Origin of the sequence: Dehalococcoides sp. (genome assembly GCF_041654235.1) — a bacterium.
GTDB classification, from domain to species: domain Bacteria; phylum Chloroflexota; class Dehalococcoidia; order Dehalococcoidales; family Dehalococcoidaceae; genus Dehalococcoides; species Dehalococcoides mccartyi_B.
Genome location: NZ_JBAZDW010000013.1, coordinates 1 through 21478, shown reverse-complemented (window position 1 = coordinate 21478; position 21478 = coordinate 1). Strand labels below are relative to the sequence as shown.

Below are 21478 nucleotides of genomic sequence, written 5' to 3'. Positions count from 1 at the left end.
CGGGTTGTTATCTAGCCGCTGTTTGTGAGGTAATTAGTATGGCTCAGTGTTCCGATTTGCCTGAAATGGCTAAGGCTTATGAAGCCGCCGAGGTTGAGAAAAAATGGTATCAGTACTGGATGGAAAAGAGCTACTTTAAGCCAAACCCGAATTCAGACAAGAAACCATTTGTTATAATCATGCCCCCGCCTAATGTTACCGGGGAGCTCCACCTTGGGCACGCCCTGACTGCTACGCTGGAAGATATCATGATCCGCTGGCACCGTATGCAGGGTGAGCCGACTTTATGGCTGCCGGGTGTAGACCATGCCGGCATTGCCGCTCAGGTAGTAGTGGAACGGGAACTGGCCAAGCAAGGTAAAACCCGCCAACAGCTGGGACGGGAACTTTTTTTAGAGAAGATGTGGGAGTGGGTTAACCCCTGCCGTGAAAAAATCCGCCATCAGCATATGCGTCTGGGGGCTTCGTGTGACTGGGACCGGGAGACCTTTACTCTGGATGCAGGCCCGGTCAAGGCTGTACGTGAGATATTTACCAACCTTTATGAAAAAGGGCTTATTTACAAAGGTGAACGAATAATCAACTGGTGTCCCCGTTGTGGTACCGCTGTTTCAGACCTTGAGGTAGACCACAAAGATTTAGCCGGGCATATCTGGCACTTGCGTTACCCTCTGGAAGATGGAAGCGGGTTTGTAACGGTGGCAACCACCCGGCCTGAAACCATGCTGGGGGATACGGAAGTTGCCATTCACCCGGATGATACCAGATACGCAGGCATGGTGGGCAAAAATGTGGTTTTACCTATTATGAACCGCCGCATACCCGTTATTGCAGACGAAGCGGTGGATATGGCTTTTGGTACGGGTGCAGTCAAGGTTACGCCTGCCCATGACCCCAATGACTTTGAAATGGGGCTTCGCCATAATCTGCCTATGATTACCATTCAGAACCGTGATACCACTATGAATGAAAATGCCGGCCCGTGCAGTGGCATGACTGCCAAAGCCTGCCGTGAGTATGTGGTTTCAGAGATGAAATCACTGGGTCTGCTGCTTAGGATAGAAGATTACACCCACTCTGTGGGGCATTGCCAGCGCTGCAGTGCCGTTATTGAACCCATGGTCAGCAAACAGTGGTTTGTGAAAATGGAACCCTTAGCCAAACCGGCTCTGGAGGCGGTAAACAGCGGGCGTATTCAGATACTGCCCGAAAGGTTTAACAAGGTCTATCAAAACTGGATGGAAAATATCCGTGACTGGTGTATCTCGCGCCAACTCTGGTGGGGGCACCGCATACCTGTCTGGTACTGTCCCTGCGGGGAGATGATAGTTGCCAAGGTGGATCCCACAGTCTGCCCCAAATGCGGCGGCACCGAGCTGGAACAAGACCCTGATGTGCTGGATACCTGGTTTTCATCCGGGTTATGGCCGCATTCCACTCTAGGTTGGCCTGACCAGACCGAAGACCTGAAACGCTTTTACCCAGGTACTGTCATGGAAACGGCTTACGATATCATCTTCTTCTGGGTGGCCCGCATGATTGTAATGGGTATGGAAGATATGAATGAGGTGCCCTTCCGTACTGTATACCTGCACGGTTTGATACGCGACGACAAGGGCGAAAAGATGAGCAAAACCAAGGGGAATGTAATAGACCCGCTAAAGGTTATTGACCAGTATGGTACAGATGCCTTGCGGTTTGCAGTTACTTTCGGTACTTCTCCGGGCAACGACTCAAAGCTGGGGCAAACCAAGCTTGAAGCCGCCCGTAACTTTGCCAATAAACTCTGGAATGCCAGCCGTTTTGTCATAATGAATCTGGGTGAGGCAAAAGAACTTACACCAGAAGCTGAATTACCCCTTGAAGACCGCTGGATAATCAGCCGTATGAACAGGGTGACAGCAGATGTCACCCGCCTGATGGAGGAATTTCAGTTTGGCGAAGCCCAGAGGGTTTTGCAGGATTTTATCTGGGGTGAATTTTGTGACTGGTACATAGAGCTTGCCAAAGTACGGCTGCGTGATGAAGCGTCTGTCTCGCCCCGCCCGGTACTGGTTAGGGTTCTTTCCAGCATTTTGCGTTTATTGCACCCCTATATGCCTTTTATTACTGAAGAACTCTGGAGTTATTTGAGGCCATACCTGCCTGAATCTCTTCGGGAAACGGACATTATAGTTGCCCCTTATCCGGCGGCAGATAAAACCTGTTTTGATGAACAGGCTGAAAGCGTTATGGGCAGTCTGGTTGAAATAGTCCGTTCGCTCCGTAATCTGCGGGCAGAACATAATGTAGAAATCTCCCGCTATATACAGGCGAATATTTATGCAGGGGATATGGCAAGTGTTCTTGGGAATTACCTGGGGGCGGTAGAGACCCTTTCCCGCGCCAGACCGGTAAATATCCTGCCCGGCCACTATAGCGGGGCGTCTACTGCCACTGAGGTGGTTCTGGTGCTAAACGGAATTGAAGTGGTGGTGCCCATGTCCACTATGGTAGACCTTGAGGTAGAGGCCAAGCGGGTAAAAGCGGAGATTTCCGAACTGGAAATCCAGATAGAACGGCTTTCTACCCGGCTTTCAGATGAGCAGTTCCTTGCCAAAGCGCCTCAGGCGGTGGTGGATAAGGAACGTATTAAGCTGGAAGGTTATATAGAGAAAGTAAGCCGCCTTAAATCAGCTTAGGAAGCCGGCTTTGTATCCGGATTGGTAGTAGGTACTTCGGCAATTACGGTAGTGCCCTGTCCGGGGTGGGTAAGTATATGTATATGCCCGCCAATAAGCTGGGCGCGTTCATGCATACCTGCCAGCCCTAGTTTGCCGTTTTGAGCCAGATTATCAGTCTGTTCCGAAAGGTTAAACCCCTTTCCATTATCCTGAATGGTCAGTAAAATGGCTTTGGGTTTGAATTCCAGTTCCAGCCTGACCCAGGTGGCCAGCGAATGTTTGCGGATATTATTAAAGGCTTCCTGGGCAATGCGGAAGATAAGCAGCTGGATTTCGGCTGTCAGCTCTACTTCACGCCCTTTTACGTTTGATTCTGTATGTATCTGCCCGTCCTGTGCCAGTTTCTCGGTCAGCCATTCCAGAGCAGGTATCAGCCCCAGGTCATCAAGTATACGCGGACGCAGATCTTGGGCTATCCGCCGTAGGCTTTCAAGTGCCTCTTCAGACTGGGTGCGCAGGGCGTCAAGCTGGGGTTTGCAGTCTGCAATATCACGTTCAGACTGTTTGCTCAGATTATCTATCTTTTGCATCAGCAGTAAAAGCAGGGGGGCTACTTCGTCATGGAGTTCACGGGAGATGCGCTTGCGTTCAGCTTCCTGTGCCCGTATAACATCCTGAACGAATGACTTCATGTTTTGCTGGCGGCGAAGTTCTTCGGTAATATCACGGGCTATGTTTTGAAAACCAAGTACTTCGTCAGCTGATTTTACCAGTGTAGTTGCCATACGCAGTACCGCCACCGAGCCGTCATGGCGGCGGATTTTTTGCTCGTAAGGCATTTTTACTTCTTCGCCAACGGCTATACGGGAATTCATATCCATTATCTGGTCATATTCAGAGGCAGTAGTCAGCAGGTCTTTCAGGTTTTTCTGTTTAAGCTCGGTTCGGGTATAACCGGTCAGTTCGGCTGATGCCCGGTTGGCATATACAATATGCCCTTTCCGGTCATAAAACCAGATAGCATCAGAGGCATTTTCAAATAAGCAGCGGTGGCAGAGTGCCGGCGGTTTAAAGCGTGTTTCGGTCATAGCCGTCTATCCCCTGAGGTACATCTTCCAGCATTACATAACCTTCGCGAAAGCCTTTGACAATGGCTTCGGTGCGGCAACTGCAGCGCATTTTGTTGAATATATTTGAAAGGTGGGCTTTTACTGTCCGCATGGACAGAGTCAGTTTATCAGCAATTTCGCGGTTACTCAGGCCTTTTGATGCCAGCTGGAGTATTTCAATCTCACGCGGGGAGAGTTGGCCGCGGACTTTATCTTCGTCAGATTCCTTGCTCACATTTACTACCCGTTCCAGCAGTTTTCGGGTGGCAACTGAATCCAGTACGGATTCGCCGGCTTTTATAGCTCTGATAGCCCCCACAATCTCGTCGCTTTTCGCACTTTTCAGCAGGTAACCGCTGGCTCCGGCTTCAAGCAAACCGAGTATATAGCGGATATCACTATAGGCCGTAAGTATTAGGATACAGGTGGAAGGGTTATTTTTCTTGATAAGTTTGGTTGCTTCCACCCCTGTCAGTCTGGGCATGACTATGTCCATAAGGACTACGTCCGGTTTGAGCTGGGCTACCATATCAACCGCTTCTTGCCCGTCTCCGGCTTCGCCGATTACTTCTATGTCTTTTTCCTGACTTAACAATCGGCTCATACCTTCCCTAAGGACTGCATGATCATCAGCTATCAAGACTTTGGTTTTCGCCATGTTAAGCCTCCGTAAGTGGGGAATTAGTACTGTTAAATGATTGTATTATATCTTTAGGACTATAGCAATATATCATTTGGTGAAATACTTGAATTAACCGAATTAGTTGGATTTTTGCTGAAGCCGCCGGGCATATTTTTTGAGGTAGTTCAAAGATTTATTGGTATCCGAAGCTACTCTGGCTTTTTCGCTGTGCAACAGTCGGTATTTAAACAGCCAGTAGGTAAACTCTTTGAGTTGATGGATTTTTATGGTACCGGTTTTGGAGTAACGTTTTTCACGGCGGAACTGGTCCAGCATTTCGTCATGGGTACGTTCATAAAGCTGGACAAAGGCTTCATCTATAACCGTGCCTTCCCTTCGTACTCCCAGTGAACGGTGTTCTTTGCGGACGTCACTCTGGGTAACTACCAGCAGTGCTTCTTCTACAGTAATGCCGTAAAAGTAGTTAAGGTATTGGCGGTAACGTACTTCTCCCAGAAATGCCAGCAGTTCATCAGCAGTAAGCTCCTGCGGGGCAATCCCCTTGAAAAGAAGGTTATCCCGTTCTTGGGCGGGTATGAGGTCTTCCAGTTCACGGCTGAAGCGCTCAAACAGGAGTATCAGGTCCAGTGCTTCGCCGCCAATCAGATACTGGTAATGGCGGCCGTCATATTCTTCGCTATCCAGCGGCCAGACAGCTACCGCTTCCAGCAGGGCAGGATACCACGCCTGCCCCTTTTCTATGGCTGCCCTGAGGCGGGCAATAACCAATTCCGGGGTTTGTCCGTTTAATATTTCAGTCAACTAATTTATCCGTTTGCCAAGTGGCTATTTGCCGCAGCATTTCTTGTATTTTTTCCCGCTGCCGCAGGGGCAGGGGTCATTTCTACCTATTTCCTTGGCAGCGGGAGTGGTGGATTGAGTAGCCGCTTTGGCAGAGACGCCGGGTATGGCCGCAGCGGGTGCGGCGGGCAGGGGTTTTTGCTGCTGTACCGGGCGGGAAGCAGCTTTGGCAGTAGCCGATTCGGTTTGATGCTGAATCTGTATACCAATCCGGTAAATATTGTGAACTACGTCATGTTTGATAGTTTCCAGCAATTCCTGAAAACGTACATGGCCTTCGTTCTTATAGGCGATAAGGGGGTCACGCTGGGCAAAAGCCTGCAAGCCGATTTCCCTTCTCAGGTTTTCCATAATGGTCAGGTGTTCCACCCAGAGTGAATCCAGAGTGTGAAGCATGATAATCCGTTCAAGCAGTCTCATAGAGCCCGCTCCGGTTTCATCTTCTTTTTTCTGGTAAAGCTCTTCGGCAGTGCGGGTGAGCAGGTCGGTTATTTCTTCCTGAGAAAGTTTAGCCAGCGCTTCTGCATTTATCTCGGCGGGCAGGGTAAAAATGCCGTTAAGGTGGGTGACAAGCCCATCCAGATTCCATTCTGAAGAGTCGTATCCCCGGGTATGTTCGGCAGTCTGGGTTATTATTTCTTCCCGAATCATATCCAGTATGTTGGATTTCAGGTCTGCCCCGGAGAGTATCTTGCGGCGTTCTGCATAGATGACTTCGCGGTGCTTGTTTACTACGTCATCATATTCCACCAGGTGTTTGCGTACGTCAAAATGGTACCCTTCCACCCGTTTTTGGGCATTTTCCAGAGTGCGGCTGACCAGACCGTTTTCTATGGGGGTGTTTTCGTCCATGCCGGCCCATTCCATTATGCCCTGTATGCGTTCACTGCCGAACCGGCGCATAATATCATCATCCAGCGCTACATAGAACCGCGAAGAACCGGGGTCTCCCTGTCGGCCTGAGCGTCCCCTAAGCTGGTTGTCAATCCGTCTGGATTCGTGGCGTTCTGTACCTATTACGTGTAAACCGCCGGCTTCCAGCACCTGCTGGTGGTGTGCTTGCCACTCGTTATAGACTTTGGCGTCATCTTTAGTTGGTTCTTTGCCACCCAGCAGTATATCTACACCGCGTCCGGCCATGTTGGTAGCTACAGTTACCGCACCGGGTTTGCCGGCTTCGGCTACTACCTGAGCTTCCTTTTCATGCTGTTTGGCATTCAGTACCTTGTGTTCAATCCCTTGCCTTTTCAGCATGTTTGAAAGCATTTCAGAGTTTTCAATGGAAACTGTGCCAACCAGTACCGGGCGTCCCAGTTTACGCATTTCGTCAATTTCATTGACCACGGCCTTGAATTTGGCGGATTGGTCTTTATATATCTGGTCGCCGTAGTCTTCACGAACGGCGGGTTTGTTAGTGGGGATAATAACCACTTCCAGTTTATAAATCTTGGAAAATTCCTCCGCTTCAGTAGCGGCGGTGCCTGTCATGCCGCAAAGTTTGCGATACATGCGAAACAGATTTTGAATGGTTACCGTGGCATAGGTCTTGCTTTCCTGCTGTACCTTTACATGTTCTTTGGCTTCGATAGCCTGATGCAAGCCCTCGGAGTAACGCCGTCCCAGCATCATGCGGCCGGTGAACTCATCAATAATGATAATTTCACCTTCTTTGACTACATACTGGTGGTCTTTCTTATAAAACTCTTTGGCGGAAAGAGCATTTCGCAGGTGGCGGATAAGCGGGGCATTCTGGGGGTCATACAGGCTGTTGCCCTTCATGACGCCTTCGCGTGAAAGCAGTTTCTCCACATTTGCCCAACCATCTTCGGTCAGTTCAGCATTGCGGTCTTTCTCATTTATCTCATAGTCTTTTACGGCTACCAAACGGGGAGACAGGCGGGCAAATACATCGTACAGTTTGCCTGCCTCGGTATCCGGGGCGGAGATGATAAGAGGTGTACGGGCTTCGTCTATAAGCAGGTTGTCAATTTCATCTACTATGGCATAGTTCATATCCCGCTGAACACACTGGGCAAGGTCCGGCCGCAGGTTGTCACGCAGGTAATCAAAACCGAATTCGGTAGAAGTTCCGTAAGTAATATCCGCTTTATAGGCCTCTTGCCGTGAGATGGGGCGGAAGTGCGTCCACGGGTCACCGGGTATTTCCGAGGTATAGTCAGGGTCAAACAGGCGTGAAGGCAGTTCTTCAGTAGGGGTTTGCATGGGATAAATACTGGAAACGCTAACCCCCAGTGCGTGGTAAACAGGTCCCATCCAGTAGGCATCACGTCTGGCCAGATAATCATTCACAGTTACCAGATGCACGCCTTTTCCCAGCAGGGAATTAAGATAGAGGGGCAGGGTAGCAACCAGTGTTTTACCTTCACCGGTACGCATTTCGGCTATCTTGCCGTGGTGGAGTACCATACCGCCGATAAGCTGAACATCATAATGCCTTAGGCCGATAGTCCGGCGGGAAGCTTCTCTGACAGCGGCAAAGGCTTCAGGGAGTATTCCGTTCAGAGCGGTATTCTCTTTAGCGGAAAGGTCTTTATTTAAAGACTCCAGTTTGGCTTTAAGGCGGCTTTGTTTGCTGTTGTCGGCTATCTTCTGGGCTTCGGCTAGTTCAGCAGTGGTACTGGTTATATCTTCCTGAATACCTGCCGTAGTAGTTTCAAAAGTATCTTTCAGGCGTGCCCTGAATTCAATGGTTTTAGCCTTTAGGGCTTCGTCACTCAGGGTGGTGAATGAGTTTTCAAGCTGGTTTATTTTGTCTACCAGCGGTTCAAGTGCCCGGATCTCTTTTTCGTTTGAGTCTCCGAAGCTGGAAAAGAATTTAAACATGGTTTACTCCATTTGCATCTGATCGTACATCTCTCCGATGGAATTACCGGTATGTATCCGGTAAATAGCCTCACCGATGAGAGGAGCGATGGAAAGAACAGTTATTTTATCTATTTTTTTCTGGGGAGTGAGGGGTATTGAGTCAGTTACCACCAGTTCCTTTATGGGGGAGGTGGCAATGCGCTGGATAGCCGGGCCGGAAAGCACCGGGTGGGTGGCACAGGAATATACTTCTTTCACCCCTTTGCTTATAAGTATATTTACGTTGCCTACCAGTGAGCCGGCAGTATCTATTTCATCGTCAAAGGTCAGGGCGTTTTTACCCTCTACATCACCGATGATATTTATGGTTCTGGTTATGTCGTTATTGCCCATGCGTCTTTTTTCAATAATCGCCAGAGGGGCATCCAGTTTGGCGGCAAAGTCACGGGCTTTTTTGGAGATGCCTACATCTGTGGCTACGACCACCAAATCCTTTATGTTCTTTTTCTTGAAATAGTTAGCCAGCAGGTTTTCAGCGGTCAGTTCGTCAACCGGCATATTGAAAAAGCCCTGTATCTGGGGGGCATGCAGGTCTACGGTCAGTATACGGCTGGCACCGGCGGTGGTCAAAAGGTCGGCTACCAAACGGGCGGTAATGGGTACTCTGGGCTGGTCTTTTTTGTCAGTACGGCCATAACCGTAATAAGGCAAAACTGCGGTAATTCTCTCTGACGAAGCCCGTTTCAGGGCGTCCATCATAATAAGCAGTTCCATAATGCTCTGGTTTACGGGTGAGCAGGTTGGTTGGATAACGTAGACATCTTTCTGGCGGACGCTTTCCTGTATGCGGACGAATATGTTTTCGTTTGAAAACTGGAAAACTTCGCATTTGCCCATCTGAACCTTCAGGTATTCTGCTACCGCCTTGGCCAGATCAGGATTTGCATTGCCGGTGAAGATTTTCAGTTCTTCTGTCAAATTGCCGTTCACCAACACGTCCGTTCCCCCTTTTTATATATCTATGCCGGGTACAGGGAATTTGCGGCAGAGGTGAATTACCTCGGCCAGTACCTGTTTTTCTACGTCTTCGTTACCTATGTTTTTAAGTACCTTGCCAATCCAGCCAACAGTCTGGCGGATTTCAGCCGGACCAAATCCGCGGCTGGTTGCTGCCGGGCAGCCCAGGCGTATGCCTGCCGGTACGTTGGCAGTTTGGTTTTCGGCAAAGGGTACGGTATTGCGGTTGATTACAATGCCGGCTCTGCGCAGTGCCAGCTGGGCGTCATAACCGTTTACCCCTATGGGGCTTAAGTCTACCAATACCAGATGGTTGTCGGTACCGCCTGAAACCAGGCGGAGTCCCAGCTTGCGTAGTTCCTCAGCCATTACCTGGGTATTCTCAAGAGTTTTTTTCTGGTAAGTGACAAAACCGGGCTGCATGGCTTCCTGAAAAGCCACTGCTTTAGCGGCAACTACCTGCATAAGAGGTCCGCCCTGCATTACCGGAAATACTGCCTGGTCAATAGCTTTGGCGTATTGCTCTTTGCAGAGTATAAAGCCGCCGCGCGGGCCGCGCAGGGTTTTATGGCTGGTAGAGGTAACCACATCAGCGTATGGCACTGGTGAAGGATGAAGCCCGGCGGCTACCAGACCGGCAATATGGGCGATATCCACCATCAGTTTGGCGTCCACCTTGTCACAGATAGCCCTGAAACGTTCAAAATCCAGTATTCGGGGATAGGCTGAAGCACCGGTCACAATCATGCGGGGGCGATGTTCCATAGCCAGTTTTTCCAGATTATCATAGTCAATCCGCTCGGTTTCGGCATTCAGCCCGTACTCAATTACATGGTAAAGCTTGCCGGTAAAATTGACCTTTGAACCATGGGTCAGGTGTCCGCCGTGGGAAAGGGTAAGTCCCATTATGGTATCACCGGGTTTTACCATGGCGAAATAGGCGGCCATATTAGCCTGAGCCCCGGAATGGGGCTGAACGTTGGCATGTTCGGCATGGAACAGGGTCTTTGCCCTGTCTATAGCCAGTTCCTCTACGGCGTCTGCGTATTCACAGCCTGCGTAATATCGTTTGCCGGGGTATCCTTCGGCGTATTTATTGGTGAAAACTGAACCTTGAGCTTCCAAAACAGCCTTGCTGGTATAGTTTTCTGAAGCTATGAGGTCAATTGTTTCTTTCAGGCGGGTGGTTTCCTGCATTATGGCATTATAAACTGCCGGATCCGAGGTCTTTAAAAAGCTCATGGCTCTCCTTTCAGGTGTAAAAAAACAATCAGCGTAAGTCTACAACGCAAGGGATATTATATCAAATTGACTTGACATATTGACAGTGTTATCATAACCCTATTAGGCAGCTAGATGTCAGATAAATAATATAATGCATGATAAAGAAGAATTACTCAAGGGCATATATATAGAAATAGCCCGTTGTGTACGTTGTAACCTTCATACTACCCGTACCTGTTCTGTCCCCGGTGAAGGGAATGCCGATGCCAAAATTATGTTTATTGGCGAAGCCCCCGGTTTTAACGAAGACCAGCAGGGGCGTCCCTTTGTAGGTGCAGCCGGCAAATTCCTGACAGAGCTTATCTGCTCTATAGGGCTTACGCGGGAAGATGTGTATATTACCAATGTAGTTAAAGACCGTCCGCCGGGCAACCGTGACCCCCTGCCGGACGAGATTTCTGCCTGTTGCAATTTTCTGGACCGCCAGATAGAAATAATAAAACCAAAAATCATAGTCACTCTGGGCAGGTTTTCTATGGCCAGGTACTTCACCGGTATTACCATAAGTAAAATTCATGGTCAGCCGATGAGACGGGACGGGATAATTTATTATCCTATGTACCACCCGGCCGCAGCCCTGCACCAGGGGGGCTTACGTAAGGAGATTGAACAGGATATGCTCCGGATACCGGGGTTGCTTGAAGAACTGAAATGTGCCGAGGCGCTTTTAGTTCCCAAAGAACCTCCAACCCGGCAGTTAGGCCTGTTCTGATGAAGTATGGCAAAACCTAAACTTAAGATTGTACCTCTGGGTGGCCTGGGTGAGATAGGCAAGAATATGATGTCTGTAGAATATGGGGAAGACATCATCCTGATAGACTGCGGGCTTATGTTCCCCGAAGAAGAAATGCTGGGTATAGATTTGGTAATACCCGACATTTCATATGTACTGGAAAACCGTGAAAAAGTACGGGGTATTGTAATTACCCACGGACATGAAGACCATATAGGGGCGTTACCCTATATACTTCCCCAGATAAATGTACCTATTTATTGTACTAAACTTACCCAAGGGCTTATTTCGGTAAAGCTGAAGGAAGCCAAACTGCTCCACCAGACCAAGATAAATGTTATCCCGTCTGACGGTACTTTCAAGCTGGGTAAACTCAAAGTAGACTTCTATCCGGTCTGCCACAGTCTGCCGGATTCGGTGGGACTGGTTATCCAGACGCCTATCGGGGCGGTAGTCCACAGCGGTGATTTCAAACTGGACTATACGCCGGTAGACGGCAAACCTACCAATCTGTCACGTTTGGCTATGCTGGGTGCACGGGGAGTGCTGCTCCTTATGTCAGACTCCACCCATGTGGAACTGCCCGGTTATACCCCCTCTGAAACAGTGGTGGGCGAAAACATCGACCGTATTATCGGGGCGGCTACGGGGCGGGTACTGGTTACCACCTTTGCTTCGCTTATTTCCCGCCAGCAGCAGGTTATTGATGCCGCTGCCAAATACGGGCGCAAGCTCTTTTTTGCCGGCCGCAGCATGACTGAAATTCACAAAATGGCTACCGATTTGGGCTACCTTAAAGTGCCTGAAGGTCTGGTATGCAATATAGAGCAGCTTCAGCGTGTACCCCCGGAGAAAGTGGTTTTGATGACTACCGGTTCTCAGGGTGAACCTACCTCTGCCCTTGTTCGTATAGCCAACCGTGATTTCCGCCATGTCCACATAATGAAAGGGGATACCGTAATTATTTCGGCGTCCCCCATACCCGGCAATGAATCACTGGTAAGCCGTACCATAGACAGCCTTTTCCGCCAAGGGGCCAAAGTGTTTTATGACCGAATAGCCAAAGTACATGTGCACGGGCATGCCAGTCAGGAAGAACTGAAGCTGGTACTCAATCTGGTCAAACCCAAGTACTTTGTGCCCGTGCATGGCGAATACCGCCACCTGACCATGCATGCCGAGCTTGCCCGGACTATGGGTGTTGCTCCGGAAAATGCCTTTGTCATGGAAGACGGGGATATACTGGAGTTAAATACCAAGTCCGGTCGTATTACGGGCAAAGTCCCGTCCGGCAATGTCTACGTAGATGGTTTGAGTGTGGGTGATGTGGGCGGGGTGGTACTCCGCAACCGCCGTATGCTTTCACAGGACGGTATCGTAGTGGCAATTGTGGCTATTAACAAGCAAACCGGTATGCTGGTGGGCAGGCCGGATATTGTTTCCAGGGGATTTGTTGATCCTGATGAATCTAAAGCTATGCTGGATGCCAGTCGTGACCTTATAATCAAGCTGCTTGACCATGACGGTAAGGATATTCCCGAGGGGGCTATGTATAATGATGTTAAAGAAACGCTGAACAAGTTTTACTACGAGCAGACTAAACGGCGTCCCATGGTTATCCCGGTTATGGTAAAAGTGTAGGTTTGTAGACGAGGTTGATATGCCTAAAAAAGAAGATCCCAGAGAAACCCTGCGGAATGCAAGGCCAAGGGCAAAAACCCCGGCTAAGATAACTGCAAGCAAGCGTAAGAAACCTGCCCTTGTGCGTAGCAAGACCAAAAAAATCGCCTCAAAGAAGGCTTTTTCAAGCACTCCCGCCAAGGGAGGAGCGTCTTGGCTTTGGGTTATGCTGGTAGCTTCGGCTATGGCCTTTGTGGTCTGGCAATGGGAAGGCGTGACAGACTTTTTTGCCAATTTCGGCAGTGGTACGGCCGGCCTGTTTGGCTGGGGGCTGTTGCTTGTTCTTTTGGGTATTATTATTGCCATTGTGGCTCTTAGGTTTGACCAGATGTCTGAATGGGCTAACCGTTACCGTCTGAATCTTTGGAACAAATGGCTGGGCGGGGTGGTGCTTATTCTAGCGGCTTGGGGTATGCTGGGTATGATGGATGCCGGCGGTGACATAGGCTTAGGCATACTGGGCGGCAAAACCGATGTAAACGGATTTATGCGGGTACTGGCTCTGATTGTGCTGGGAATCATACTTTTAGCTCCGGGTGCAGTCTGGAAAAGCCTGAGTGGACTTTTCAAAGGTATTTTCAGACCCTCCCGCCGTTCTAATATGCCTGAAGTAGCCCGGCTTGACCGTACGGTAGTCAGCCGTCCGGTATTTGGTGGTCACGAAGACAGTATCAGTCCTGATATGGGTGAACCTGTCCGCAGGTTAGCTAACACAAAACCTGCCTCGAAGATAGAACTTCCATCTATAAAACTGCCCTCATTCGGCAAAACCGAATCACGGGTAATAGAGATTAAAAACCCTCTGGCAGCTAAAACTGCTCCCCAGACAGAGCTTCCCAATATGCCGGCGGAAAATACTGCCAGAGAACCCAAACCGGCTGATGACCGTTCGGACGCTGACCGCAGGCAGGTGGCTTCCGAAGTCTGGAAGAAATATGGCGAGGCTGAGGGTTTGGTAGAGATGGACGGCTGGAAATTGCCGCCTATAGAAATGCTGGATAAAACTACCGAAATAGGTTTTTCGGAAGCGGATAATCTTCAGCGGGCACGGGCTATTGAAGATGCTTTGGCCAGTTATGGGGTGGAGGGCAAGGTTATCCAGATAAATGCCGGACCTACTGTTACCCAATTCGGGGTGGAACCGGGCTGGGACCGCAAATTTAAAGAAATAAAAGAACGTGATAAGGACGGGGAGACTACTTCCCGGCAAGTGGAGGTTTCCAAGACAAGGGTCAAGGTTGACCGTATTGCCTCTTTGGCAAACGATCTGGCACTGGCTCTGGCCGCACCCAGTTTACGCATAGAAGCCCCTGTGCCGGGTAAATCTATAGTAGGTATCGAAGTACCTAACACTTCTTTCGGGGTGGTATCCATGCGGAGCGTTATGGAGACTAACACTTTCCAGAAGATACTGGCTCGCTCACCACTGGCTTTGGCTTTGGGTAAAGGTGCGGGCGGTGAGGCTGTTTCCGGTGACCTGACCAAGATGCCCCATTTGCTTATTGCCGGTGCTACCGGTTCAGGTAAAACAGTCTGCCTGAACTCCATTATATGCTGTATGTTGCTGAACAATACGCCTGCAAGCGTGAAGTTTATTATGATTGACCCCAAAAGGGTGGAACTTACCCCATTTAACGGTTTGCCTCATCTGGCTACACCGGTAATTGTAGACGTGGAAAAAGCTCTGTCTGCCCTGCGCTGGCTGGCGGCTGAGATGGACCGACGTTATCAGACACTGGCGGCAGCCGGTTCACGCAATATTGAGGGTTACAACAAGACCCGTGTTGGTTCTGACCGAATGGCTTTTATTGTACTGATTATAGACGAACTGGCAGATCTGATGATGGCCGGTTTTGATGAGGTTGAACACATCCTTTGCCGCTTGGCTCAGATGGCCAGAGCTGTGGGTATCCACCTGGTAGTGGCTACCCAACGCCCGTCAGTAGATGTCATCACCGGGCTTATTAAGGCTAACTTTCCCACCCGTATCAGTTTTGCGGTTACCTCACAGGTAGACTCGCGGACTATTTTGGATATGGTGGGTGCGGAAAAACTGCTGGGGCGGGGTGATATGCTTTACATGCCTACCGAGGCTGCTAAACCCAAACGTCTGCAGGGCTGTTATGTTTCGGACGCCGAAAGTGAACGCTTGATATACTTTTGGACCAACCAGAAAGATATCTCTCCGTCTGAAGCTTTGAAAGTGGAGGAGATAACCGCCCCGCCGCCGGCTCAAAAAAGCCGAACCAAAGACCCTCTGTTTGACGAGGCCATGGCACTTATTTCAGAGCATAACAATATTATTTCTGCCTCGTTTCTGCAGAGGAAGATGCATATTGGTTACCCCAGAGCTGCTCGCTTGGCAGATGAACTGCGGGAAGCTATTGAGGGTGATGACGGCAAAGCCGAAGTACCAAAAGATGAGTATTAAGTAATACAGCTTAAAGTATTAGAAAAGCCCTGATTATTTCAGGGCTTTTGTTTGGTTTTCTTTTCAACTGCGTCTTTGTAAACTTGTGCAAGGCCTTTGCCGTGCTGGGCCATCTGTTTACGGCGGCTTAGCAGCCTTTGTTCACGTTGTTCCTGACGGGTCTGGGGTGTCTTATTCGGGTCTTTCATTTTCTGCCCAGCGGGTCTATTTCAAGTGCGGCACGCAGTTCCACCACCCGGTCACGGATAAGGGCTGCCCGTTCAAACTCCAGATTTTTAGCCGCTTTTTTCATCTGGCTTTCCAGTTCTTTTATCAAACGGGCAATATCTTCCCTGAGGGTGGGGGTGGGTCTGAACTCCGGGCCGCTGACTTCGGCTGTGACCGAGCGGATACGTTCATTTATATCCTTGATAGCCTTGCGGATACCCTGCGGGGTAATATTGTGCAGGCGGTTATAATCTTCCTGTATTTTACGGCGGCGGATAATTTCATCCATGGCACGCTGCATAGACCCGGTTATTTTATCTGCGTACATTATTACTTGCCCGTCCACATGGCGGGCAGCCCGTCCCATAGTCTGGATAAGTGCCTGTTCAGACCGAAGGTATCCCTCTTTGTCGGCATCCAGTATGGCCACCAGACTGACTTCAGGCAGGTCTAATCCTTCGCGGAGCAGATTTATGCCCACTATTACGTCATAAACCCCCAGACGCAGGTCACGGAGTATTTCTATCCGTTCCAGAGTATCTACCTCGGAGTGCAGGTAATGGGTTTTTACTCCCATTTCTACCAGATAATCAGCCAGCTTTTCAGACATCTTTTTGGTAAGGGTAGTGATAAGCACCCGTTCATTTTTCGCTACCCGTTTTTTTACTTCTTCCAGCAGGTCATCTATCTGCCCGACGGTGGGTTTTACCGTCATGACCGGTTCAAGCAGACCGGTGGGGCGTACCAGCTGCTCCACTACCTGCAGGGAGTGTTCTTTTTCATACGGGCCGGGTGTGGCTGATACATAAATAGCCTGTTTGACTCTGGCTTTAAACTCATCAAAGCTCAAGGGGCGGTTATCCATAGCTGACGGCAGGCGGAAGCCGTAGTCCACCAGAGTTTTTTTACGGGCGGAGTCTCCGGCGTACATACCCCGTATCTGGGGGAGGCTCATATGGGACTCGTCAACTATCAGCAGAAAATCTTCCGGGAAATAATCCAGTAGTGTCCAAGGGGCACTGCCTGCTTTTCGCCCTGCCAGATGACGGGAATAGTTTTCCACCCCTGAGCAATATCCTGCCTGTTCCATCATCTCCAAATCATAATTGGTTCGTTGCTTCAGGCGGGCGGCTTCCAGCATCTTGCCTTCGGCTTCCAGTTCCTTCAGGCGGTCTTCAAGCTCGGCTTGAATGCTCTTTGTGGCCTCAGCCATTTTTTCGGCTGAGGTCACAAAATGCTTGGCGGGGTAGATATTTATCTCTTCTATATCAGCCAGAAGTTCGCCGCTTACCGGGTCAAGGCTGACTATCCGTTCTATTTCATCACCGAAGAATTCCACCCTGAGTGCCAGTTCTTCGTAAGCCGGCTGAATTTCCAGAGTATCTCCCCGCAGGCGGAATTTGCCGCGGGAGAAATCAAGGTCATTCCGTTCGTACTGCATATCTACCAGACGCCGCAGGATAAGGTCACGCCGGAAAGATTGGCCCTTTTTCAAAGGGAGTACAAAACTGCGGTATTCTTCCGGTTCGCCCAAACCGTATATGCAGGAAACCGAGGCTACGATAACCACATCCCGGCGTTCAAAAAGGGCACGGGTAGCGGCATGACGGAGTTTATCAATCTCCTCGTTTATATCTGAATCTTTCTCAATGTACATGTCCTTTTGGGGGACATAAGCTTCAGGCTGGTAATAATCATAATAGCTGACAAAGTATTCCACCGAGTTTTCGGGCAGGAATTCTTTCATTTCTGAATAGAGCTGGGCGGCCAGAGTTTTGTTGTGGCTGATTATCAGGGTGGGGCGGTTTACTCTGGCTATAACGTTAGCCATGGTAAAGGTTTTGCCTGAGCCGGTCACTCCCAGCAGGGTCTGGTCTGTAAGCCCGCTTACCAGTCCCTCAGCCAGTTTTTCCACTGCTTGGGGCTGGTCACCGGTAAGTGCAAAATCTGAGACTATTTTGAAAGATGGCATACCAAAATTATAAACTTTTGAGTGGGGCAGGGCAATCTACAAATGTTACTTGTTGTTAAAGTAGTTTAGTGCCAGTTTTATCCGTTCTTCCAGAGGCAGGTCACCGTTATCCCCCAAACTGGAGATGGCTTTGGCGGCTTCGCTTGAGGAGTACCCCAGAGCGGTCAGGGTAGCTAAAATATCTGAATTGGCTTCGGTAACCTGGCTGAGTACCCCTGCCTCCCAGTTTTTGGCTATCTTGTCCTTCAGTTCCAGAATAATGCGGCTGGAGGTTTTTTTGCCTATGCCCGGTATGGTGGAGAGTAGCTCTGCGTTGCCGCTTATTATGGCTGAAGCCAAGGCTTCGGCATTCATAACCGAAAGCATAGCCAAGCCCAGTTTAGGGCCTATGCCGCTTACGTCTATTAGGGTTTCAAACAGGGAGAGTTCCTCGGTTGTGGCGAAACCGAACAGGGACAGGGCATCTTCACGGACGTGCAGGTGGGTAAATACCCGTACTCTCTGCCCCAGCCCGCCGATAAGGGCGGGAGAAGTGGCGGGCATATAACAGCGAAAACCTACCCCTGAGACATTTATTACTGCCCAGTCTTTGCCGCTGGCTTCCAGAATACCGTTCAGGCTTGAAATCATGTTAAGTCTCCCTGTGAGATTATATTTGTAAAAGCCCTTTCGCTATGATGGCAGATAGCTACTGCCAGAGCATCAGCGGCGTCATTGGGTTGGGGAATCTCGGCCAGATTTAAGAGCAGGCGTACCATTTCCTGTATCTGCTCTTTGGAGGCATTGCCGGAGCCGGCTACCCGGCTTTTTATACAGGCCGGGCTGTATTCGGTCACCGGCAGGCTGTGGTTGGCGGCTGCCAGCAGGGCTACTGCCTGAGCTTTGCCGATAGCTAATGCACTCTTAATATTTTTATCTGCAAACGGGCTTTCTACTGCTACTTCATCAGGCTGGTACAGTTCGATTACCTCTACCAAACCTTTATATATGTAAGCCAGACGCTGGGGTATAGGTGCGCAAGCTGGGGGTGTCAAACTGGAAAAACCGACCAAGGTCAGTTCGTCATTTGCAGCCTCAATAATGCCGTAACCAACCACCAGTGTACCGGGGTCTATTCCCAATATTCTCATAAATTAAGCCTGGGAGTGGTATTTCTCCACTACTTCGGGGTCAAAATCTGCATTGGAGGATACAGTCTGGACGTCATCCAGTTCCTCCAGCTTGTCCAGAAGCTTTAAAACCTGCATGGCGGTTTCTTCGTCCAGCTTCACGGTATTCTTGGGTACCATATTTATTTCGGCTGAATCTATGGTTACGCCCTGTGTTTCCAGCTGCTGGCGGATTTTTTCCATATCCGGCATGGCTGTATAGATTTCCATGTAGCCTTCATCTGTGTTTACGTCTTCCGCCCCCATGTCTATGGCTTTTAGAGACAGTTCATCAGTATCCAGTCCGGCGGTTTCCACTCCGATAACCCCTTTGGCTTCAAATATCCAGGATACAGCCCCTGATTCGGCCAAACTGCCGCCGCCTTTGGAGAACATGTGGCGGACATCTGAAACTGTGCGGTTGCGGTTGTCGCTCATACCGTTTACCAGTACGGCAACACCTCCGGGCCCGTAGCCTTCCAGAATCATTTCAATGACAGTCGTTCCTTCCAGTTCGCCGGAGCCTTTTTTAATGGCTCGTTCAATATTATCGGAAGGCATGCGGCTGTCTTTGGCTTTTTGTATGGCTAGGCGGAGTCGGGCATTCCCTTCGGGGCTGGGACCACCCTGCTTGGCGGCGAAGATGATTTCTCGTGAAAGCTTGGTAAACAGCTGGCCACGTTTGGCATCAGCCGCCCCCTTGGCATGCTTTATGGTAGCCCACTTGGAATGTCCCGACATATGTTGTTTCTCCTGTTTTGTCTAGCTGCTACCATTCTAGCACTTTTTATAATTTGGTATAAAGTGTTTGAACATAATGTAAAAGTTAAATTATTTGCGGGTTTAGCGTAATTCTATCAGTCTTGGGCAACTACCATTGCAATGGCATATTCGCGGCAGTGAGACAAGCTGATAGACAGGTGTTTGATACCAAGGATATTGGCTTTATCCCGTGCCTGCCCGTACAGATTGACTGACGGCTGGCCTTCAGGCAGGTTCAGGGTTTCAATCTCTGTGTAGCTTTGGTTTTTAGGCAGGCTGAGTACCTTTATTACCGCTTCTTTAGCGGCAAAACGGGCTGCCAGTGAGGGGAAGCGGTCTTTACATAAAGATAATTCAGCCGGGGTGAATATGCGGTTTAAAAAGTGTTCGCCCCAGCGGGCTTCAGCCGCTTTGATGCGGCGGATTTCAATAATATCTGTACCGGTGTAAAGCATAACGGTTTTATTATAACCGCTGTTAAACCCCTTGGCGAGGTTTATCTTTTCTTCTTGCCCAGTATGCGGTTTAAGCTGCTGCCATTAAGGCGGGTATAGAGTTTGCCGTCCACCTCAAGGGTAGGTGCCAGACCGCAAATACCGGCACAATTGATAGTATCCAGGCTTATTTCATTATCAAGGGTGGTTTCACCGGCTTTAATGCCCAGCCGTTTTTCAATATTCCGAAGCAGCCTTTCAGCCCCCATCACATGGCAGGCTGTTCCGCGGCAAACATGCACCCGGTGTATTCCCGGTGGCTCAAGCCTGAACTGGCTGTAAAAAGTGGCAATATTGTAAACAGAGCTTTCCGGTACGCCAACGTAAGCGGCTACTTTTTGCATCATGTCACGGGAAAGGTAAGAAAAATTGCGCTGGAAGGCCAGCAGGATGGGGATAAGGTTTTCCTTTTTTGCTTCGTACAGGGAGAGTACGGGGGTGTAGGTTTTGTTTACGGGTTTGTCCATAATGCACCTCCGCAAGATTTACTTGGCCGGCACGGATTACCCTTGATTAAAAGTATATCCCAAACAAAGTTTGATAAGCAACGGATTTGGTAAAAATAAGTACTAATACTTACGGCATATATGGATGTACTTAAGGGCAGTTTACCCCTGTATCTACGTACAATACAAACGTGAGTTCAGTTGCCCTTGATAGTGGGCTGTGTTATCATTACGGGAGTTTTGGGTGGAGGAAGTGTGTGGCTGTACAGGATCAACTTGACAACCTGAACCGCCTTAAAAAGCAGGCGGAAATGGGCGGCGGAGAAGCCAAAATAGAAGCTCAGCATAAGCGGGGCAAGTTAACTGCCCGTGAACGTATAGAATTGCTCTTTGACAAAGGGACATTTAATGAACTGGGGGCTTTTGCCTCCCACCGTTGCCGTGATTTTGGGCTGGAAAAACAGCGGAATGCGGGAGATGCGGTGGTAACCGGCAGTGGTCTGGTAAACGGGCGGCTGGTGTTTACCTATTCGCAGGATTTCACTGTTCTGGGCGGCTCTATCTCTGAAGTAGTAGGCCAGAAAGTAGCCCAGGTAATAGATATGGCTATTCGGGCAGGTGCGCCGCTTATTGCTATAAATGACTCAGGCGGTGCCCGCATACAGGAGGGTGTTGCCAGCCTGAGCGGGGTGGGTGATATACTCCTTAGGAATACTATTGCCAGCGGGGTTATTCCCCAGATTTCGATAGTGGTGGGCCCCAGTGCCGGCGGGGCAGTCTATGCCCCGGCCCTGACAGACTTTATCTTTGCGGTCAAGGGCATAAGCCAGATGTATATCACCGGGCCGGATGTTATTAAAACGGTAACGGGTGAAGATATAAGTCATGAAGCATTGGGTGGGGCTGAAATCCACGCCAAGAAAAGCGGGGTAGCCCATTTCCTGTGCGAAAATGAAAAAGAGTGTTTTGAGCAGGTTAGAGAGCTGATGGGTTTTTTGCCCCAGAGCAACCGCGAGAAACCTCCACGGGGTAAAAACAAGGACAACGAGGAACGCAAGACCCGTGATCTGAGGGATATAATACCGGACAATCCCAAACGGGCTTACGATATGAAAAAGGTTATCACCGAAGTAGCTGATGAAAAAGAATTTTTTGAGGTTCACAAAAATTATGCCCAGAATATAATTGTCGGTTTTGTGCGGATGGGCGGGCAGCCTGCGGGT

General features: G+C 49.6%; 18 protein-coding genes. 5 read left to right on the top strand and 13 right to left on the bottom strand.

All coding sequences use genetic code 11. The features are described from left to right. The first annotated feature begins 38 nt into the window (after positions 1–38). The gene (locus WC259_RS02915; protein ID WP_372643105.1) at positions 39–2681 is read left to right on the top strand and encodes a valine--tRNA ligase; all 2643 of its coding nucleotides are present in this window, start codon (positions 39–41) and stop codon (positions 2679–2681) included. Here the strand turns inward: WC259_RS02915 and WC259_RS02910 are convergent. From WC259_RS02910 to glyA, 6 genes are all read right to left on the bottom strand, one after another. After that, complete coding sequence (locus WC259_RS02910) at positions 2678–3751, bottom strand: PAS domain S-box protein (RefSeq protein ID WP_011308953.1); 1074 nt, start codon at positions 3749–3751, stop codon at positions 2678–2680. The genes WC259_RS02915 and WC259_RS02910 overlap by 4 nt on opposite strands. Continuing rightward, positions 3732–4430, bottom strand: a complete 699-nt coding sequence (locus WC259_RS02905; protein ID WP_011308954.1) for a response regulator transcription factor — start codon at positions 4428–4430, stop codon at positions 3732–3734. The genes WC259_RS02910 and WC259_RS02905 overlap by 20 nt, the downstream gene beginning before the upstream one ends. Positions 4431–4532: 102 nt before the next feature. Continuing rightward, positions 4533–5216 carry a hypothetical protein gene (locus WC259_RS02900; RefSeq protein ID WP_012984189.1) on the bottom strand — a complete coding sequence of 228 codons (684 nt, stop codon included), beginning with the start codon at positions 5214–5216 and terminating at the stop codon, positions 4533–4535. 24 nt (positions 5217–5240) lie between these two features. Next, positions 5241–8099, bottom strand: coding sequence for a preprotein translocase subunit SecA (secA, locus tag WC259_RS02895; protein WP_119215455.1), 2859 nt, complete (start codon positions 8097–8099; stop codon positions 5241–5243). A gap of 3 nt (positions 8100–8102) precedes the next feature. Next, the gene (locus WC259_RS02890; RefSeq protein ID WP_011308957.1) at positions 8103–9077 is read right to left on the bottom strand and encodes a ribose-phosphate pyrophosphokinase; all 975 of its coding nucleotides are present in this window, start codon (positions 9075–9077) and stop codon (positions 8103–8105) included. Positions 9078–9092: 15 nt separating this feature from the next. Next, positions 9093–10340, bottom strand: coding sequence for a serine hydroxymethyltransferase (glyA, locus tag WC259_RS02885; RefSeq protein WP_011308958.1), 1248 nt, complete (start codon positions 10338–10340; stop codon positions 9093–9095). Between the two features lie 133 nt (positions 10341–10473). On the opposite strand from glyA, the gene WC259_RS02880 reads away from it, so the two are divergent. From WC259_RS02880 to WC259_RS02870, 3 genes are read left to right on the top strand one after another with little or no spacing between them, the layout of a single operon-like run. Further along, positions 10474–11094 carry a uracil-DNA glycosylase family protein gene (locus WC259_RS02880; protein WP_015406944.1) on the top strand — a complete coding sequence of 207 codons (621 nt, stop codon included), beginning with the start codon at positions 10474–10476 and terminating at the stop codon, positions 11092–11094. A gap of 6 nt (positions 11095–11100) precedes the next feature. Beyond that, entirely contained in the window at positions 11101–12756 is a 1656-nt protein-coding gene (locus tag WC259_RS02875) for a ribonuclease J (protein WP_011308960.1), read from the top strand. A gap of 19 nt (positions 12757–12775) precedes the next feature. Further along, complete coding sequence (locus WC259_RS02870) at positions 12776–15226, top strand: DNA translocase FtsK (RefSeq protein ID WP_012984194.1); 2451 nt, start codon at positions 12776–12778, stop codon at positions 15224–15226. Between the two features lie 38 nt (positions 15227–15264). On the opposite strand, the gene WC259_RS02865 is transcribed toward WC259_RS02870, so the two are convergent. The 7 genes from WC259_RS02865 to WC259_RS02835 all read right to left on the bottom strand — a co-directional run bounded on the left by WC259_RS02865 (position 15265) and on the right by WC259_RS02835 (position 20276). After that, positions 15265–15414: a hypothetical protein gene (locus WC259_RS02865; protein ID WP_011928850.1), complete on the bottom strand. Its 150-nt coding sequence runs from the start codon at positions 15412–15414 to the stop codon at positions 15265–15267. Beyond that, positions 15411–17405: an excinuclease ABC subunit UvrB gene (uvrB, locus tag WC259_RS02860; RefSeq protein WP_015406945.1), complete on the bottom strand. Its 1995-nt coding sequence runs from the start codon at positions 17403–17405 to the stop codon at positions 15411–15413. The genes WC259_RS02865 and uvrB overlap by 4 nt, the downstream gene beginning before the upstream one ends. Positions 17406–17450: 45 nt before the next feature. Then, on the bottom strand, positions 17451–18035 hold the full coding sequence (gene ruvA, locus WC259_RS02855; protein WP_011308964.1) for a Holliday junction branch migration protein RuvA: 585 nt from the start codon (positions 18033–18035) through the stop codon (positions 17451–17453). Further along, positions 18032–18535: a crossover junction endodeoxyribonuclease RuvC gene (gene ruvC / locus WC259_RS02850; RefSeq protein ID WP_012984196.1), complete on the bottom strand. Its 504-nt coding sequence runs from the start codon at positions 18533–18535 to the stop codon at positions 18032–18034. The genes ruvA and ruvC overlap by 4 nt, the downstream gene beginning before the upstream one ends. Before the next feature lie 3 nt (positions 18536–18538). Further along, on the bottom strand, positions 18539–19294 hold the full coding sequence (locus WC259_RS02845; protein ID WP_011308966.1) for a YebC/PmpR family DNA-binding transcriptional regulator: 756 nt from the start codon (positions 19292–19294) through the stop codon (positions 18539–18541). Between the two features lie 116 nt (positions 19295–19410). Then, complete coding sequence (gene acpS, locus WC259_RS02840) at positions 19411–19770, bottom strand: holo-ACP synthase (RefSeq protein WP_011308967.1); 360 nt, start codon at positions 19768–19770, stop codon at positions 19411–19413. 41 nt (positions 19771–19811) lie between these two features. Further along, positions 19812–20276: an NAD(P)H-dependent oxidoreductase subunit E gene (locus WC259_RS02835; protein ID WP_011308968.1), complete on the bottom strand. Its 465-nt coding sequence runs from the start codon at positions 20274–20276 to the stop codon at positions 19812–19814. 236 nt (positions 20277–20512) lie between these two features. Between WC259_RS02835 and WC259_RS02830 the strand changes: the two genes are divergently transcribed. After that, positions 20513–21478: acyl-CoA carboxylase subunit beta (locus tag WC259_RS02830; protein WP_372643093.1), on the top strand; the 966-nt coding region annotated here is incomplete at its 3' end.

What these genes read in the sequence shown, in the direction of transcription:
- WC259_RS02845 (WP_011308966.1), bottom strand. Translation starts at nt 19,294, where the DNA reads ATGTCGGGACATTCCAAGTGGGCTACCATAAAGCATGCCAAGGGGGCG.
- acpS (WP_011308967.1), bottom strand. Translation starts at nt 19,770, where the DNA reads ATGCTTTACACCGGTACAGATATTATTGAAATCCGCCGCATCAAAGCG.
- WC259_RS02880 (WP_015406944.1), top strand. Translation starts at nt 10,474, where the DNA reads ATGCATGATAAAGAAGAATTACTCAAGGGCATATATATAGAAATAGCC.
- glyA (WP_011308958.1), bottom strand. Translation starts at nt 10,340, where the DNA reads ATGAGCTTTTTAAAGACCTCGGATCCGGCAGTTTATAATGCCATAATG.
- WC259_RS02835 (WP_011308968.1), bottom strand. Translation starts at nt 20,276, where the DNA reads ATGGACAAACCCGTAAACAAAACCTACACCCCCGTACTCTCCCTGTAC.
- WC259_RS02865 (WP_011928850.1), bottom strand. Translation starts at nt 15,414, where the DNA reads ATGAAAGACCCGAATAAGACACCCCAGACCCGTCAGGAACAACGTGAA.
- uvrB (WP_015406945.1), bottom strand. Translation starts at nt 17,405, where the DNA reads ATGCCATCTTTCAAAATAGTCTCAGATTTTGCACTTACCGGTGACCAG.
- secA (WP_119215455.1), bottom strand. Translation starts at nt 8,099, where the DNA reads ATGTTTAAATTCTTTTCCAGCTTCGGAGACTCAAACGAAAAAGAGATC.
- ruvC (WP_012984196.1), bottom strand. Translation starts at nt 18,535, where the DNA reads ATGAGAATATTGGGAATAGACCCCGGTACACTGGTGGTTGGTTACGGC.
- WC259_RS02915 (WP_372643105.1), top strand. Translation starts at nt 39, where the DNA reads ATGGCTCAGTGTTCCGATTTGCCTGAAATGGCTAAGGCTTATGAAGCC.
- WC259_RS02870 (WP_012984194.1), top strand. Translation starts at nt 12,776, where the DNA reads ATGCCTAAAAAAGAAGATCCCAGAGAAACCCTGCGGAATGCAAGGCCA.
- WC259_RS02910 (WP_011308953.1), bottom strand. Translation starts at nt 3,751, where the DNA reads ATGACCGAAACACGCTTTAAACCGCCGGCACTCTGCCACCGCTGCTTA.
- WC259_RS02905 (WP_011308954.1), bottom strand. Translation starts at nt 4,430, where the DNA reads ATGGCGAAAACCAAAGTCTTGATAGCTGATGATCATGCAGTCCTTAGG.
- WC259_RS02875 (WP_011308960.1), top strand. Translation starts at nt 11,101, where the DNA reads ATGGCAAAACCTAAACTTAAGATTGTACCTCTGGGTGGCCTGGGTGAG.
- ruvA (WP_011308964.1), bottom strand. Translation starts at nt 18,035, where the DNA reads ATGATTTCAAGCCTGAACGGTATTCTGGAAGCCAGCGGCAAAGACTGG.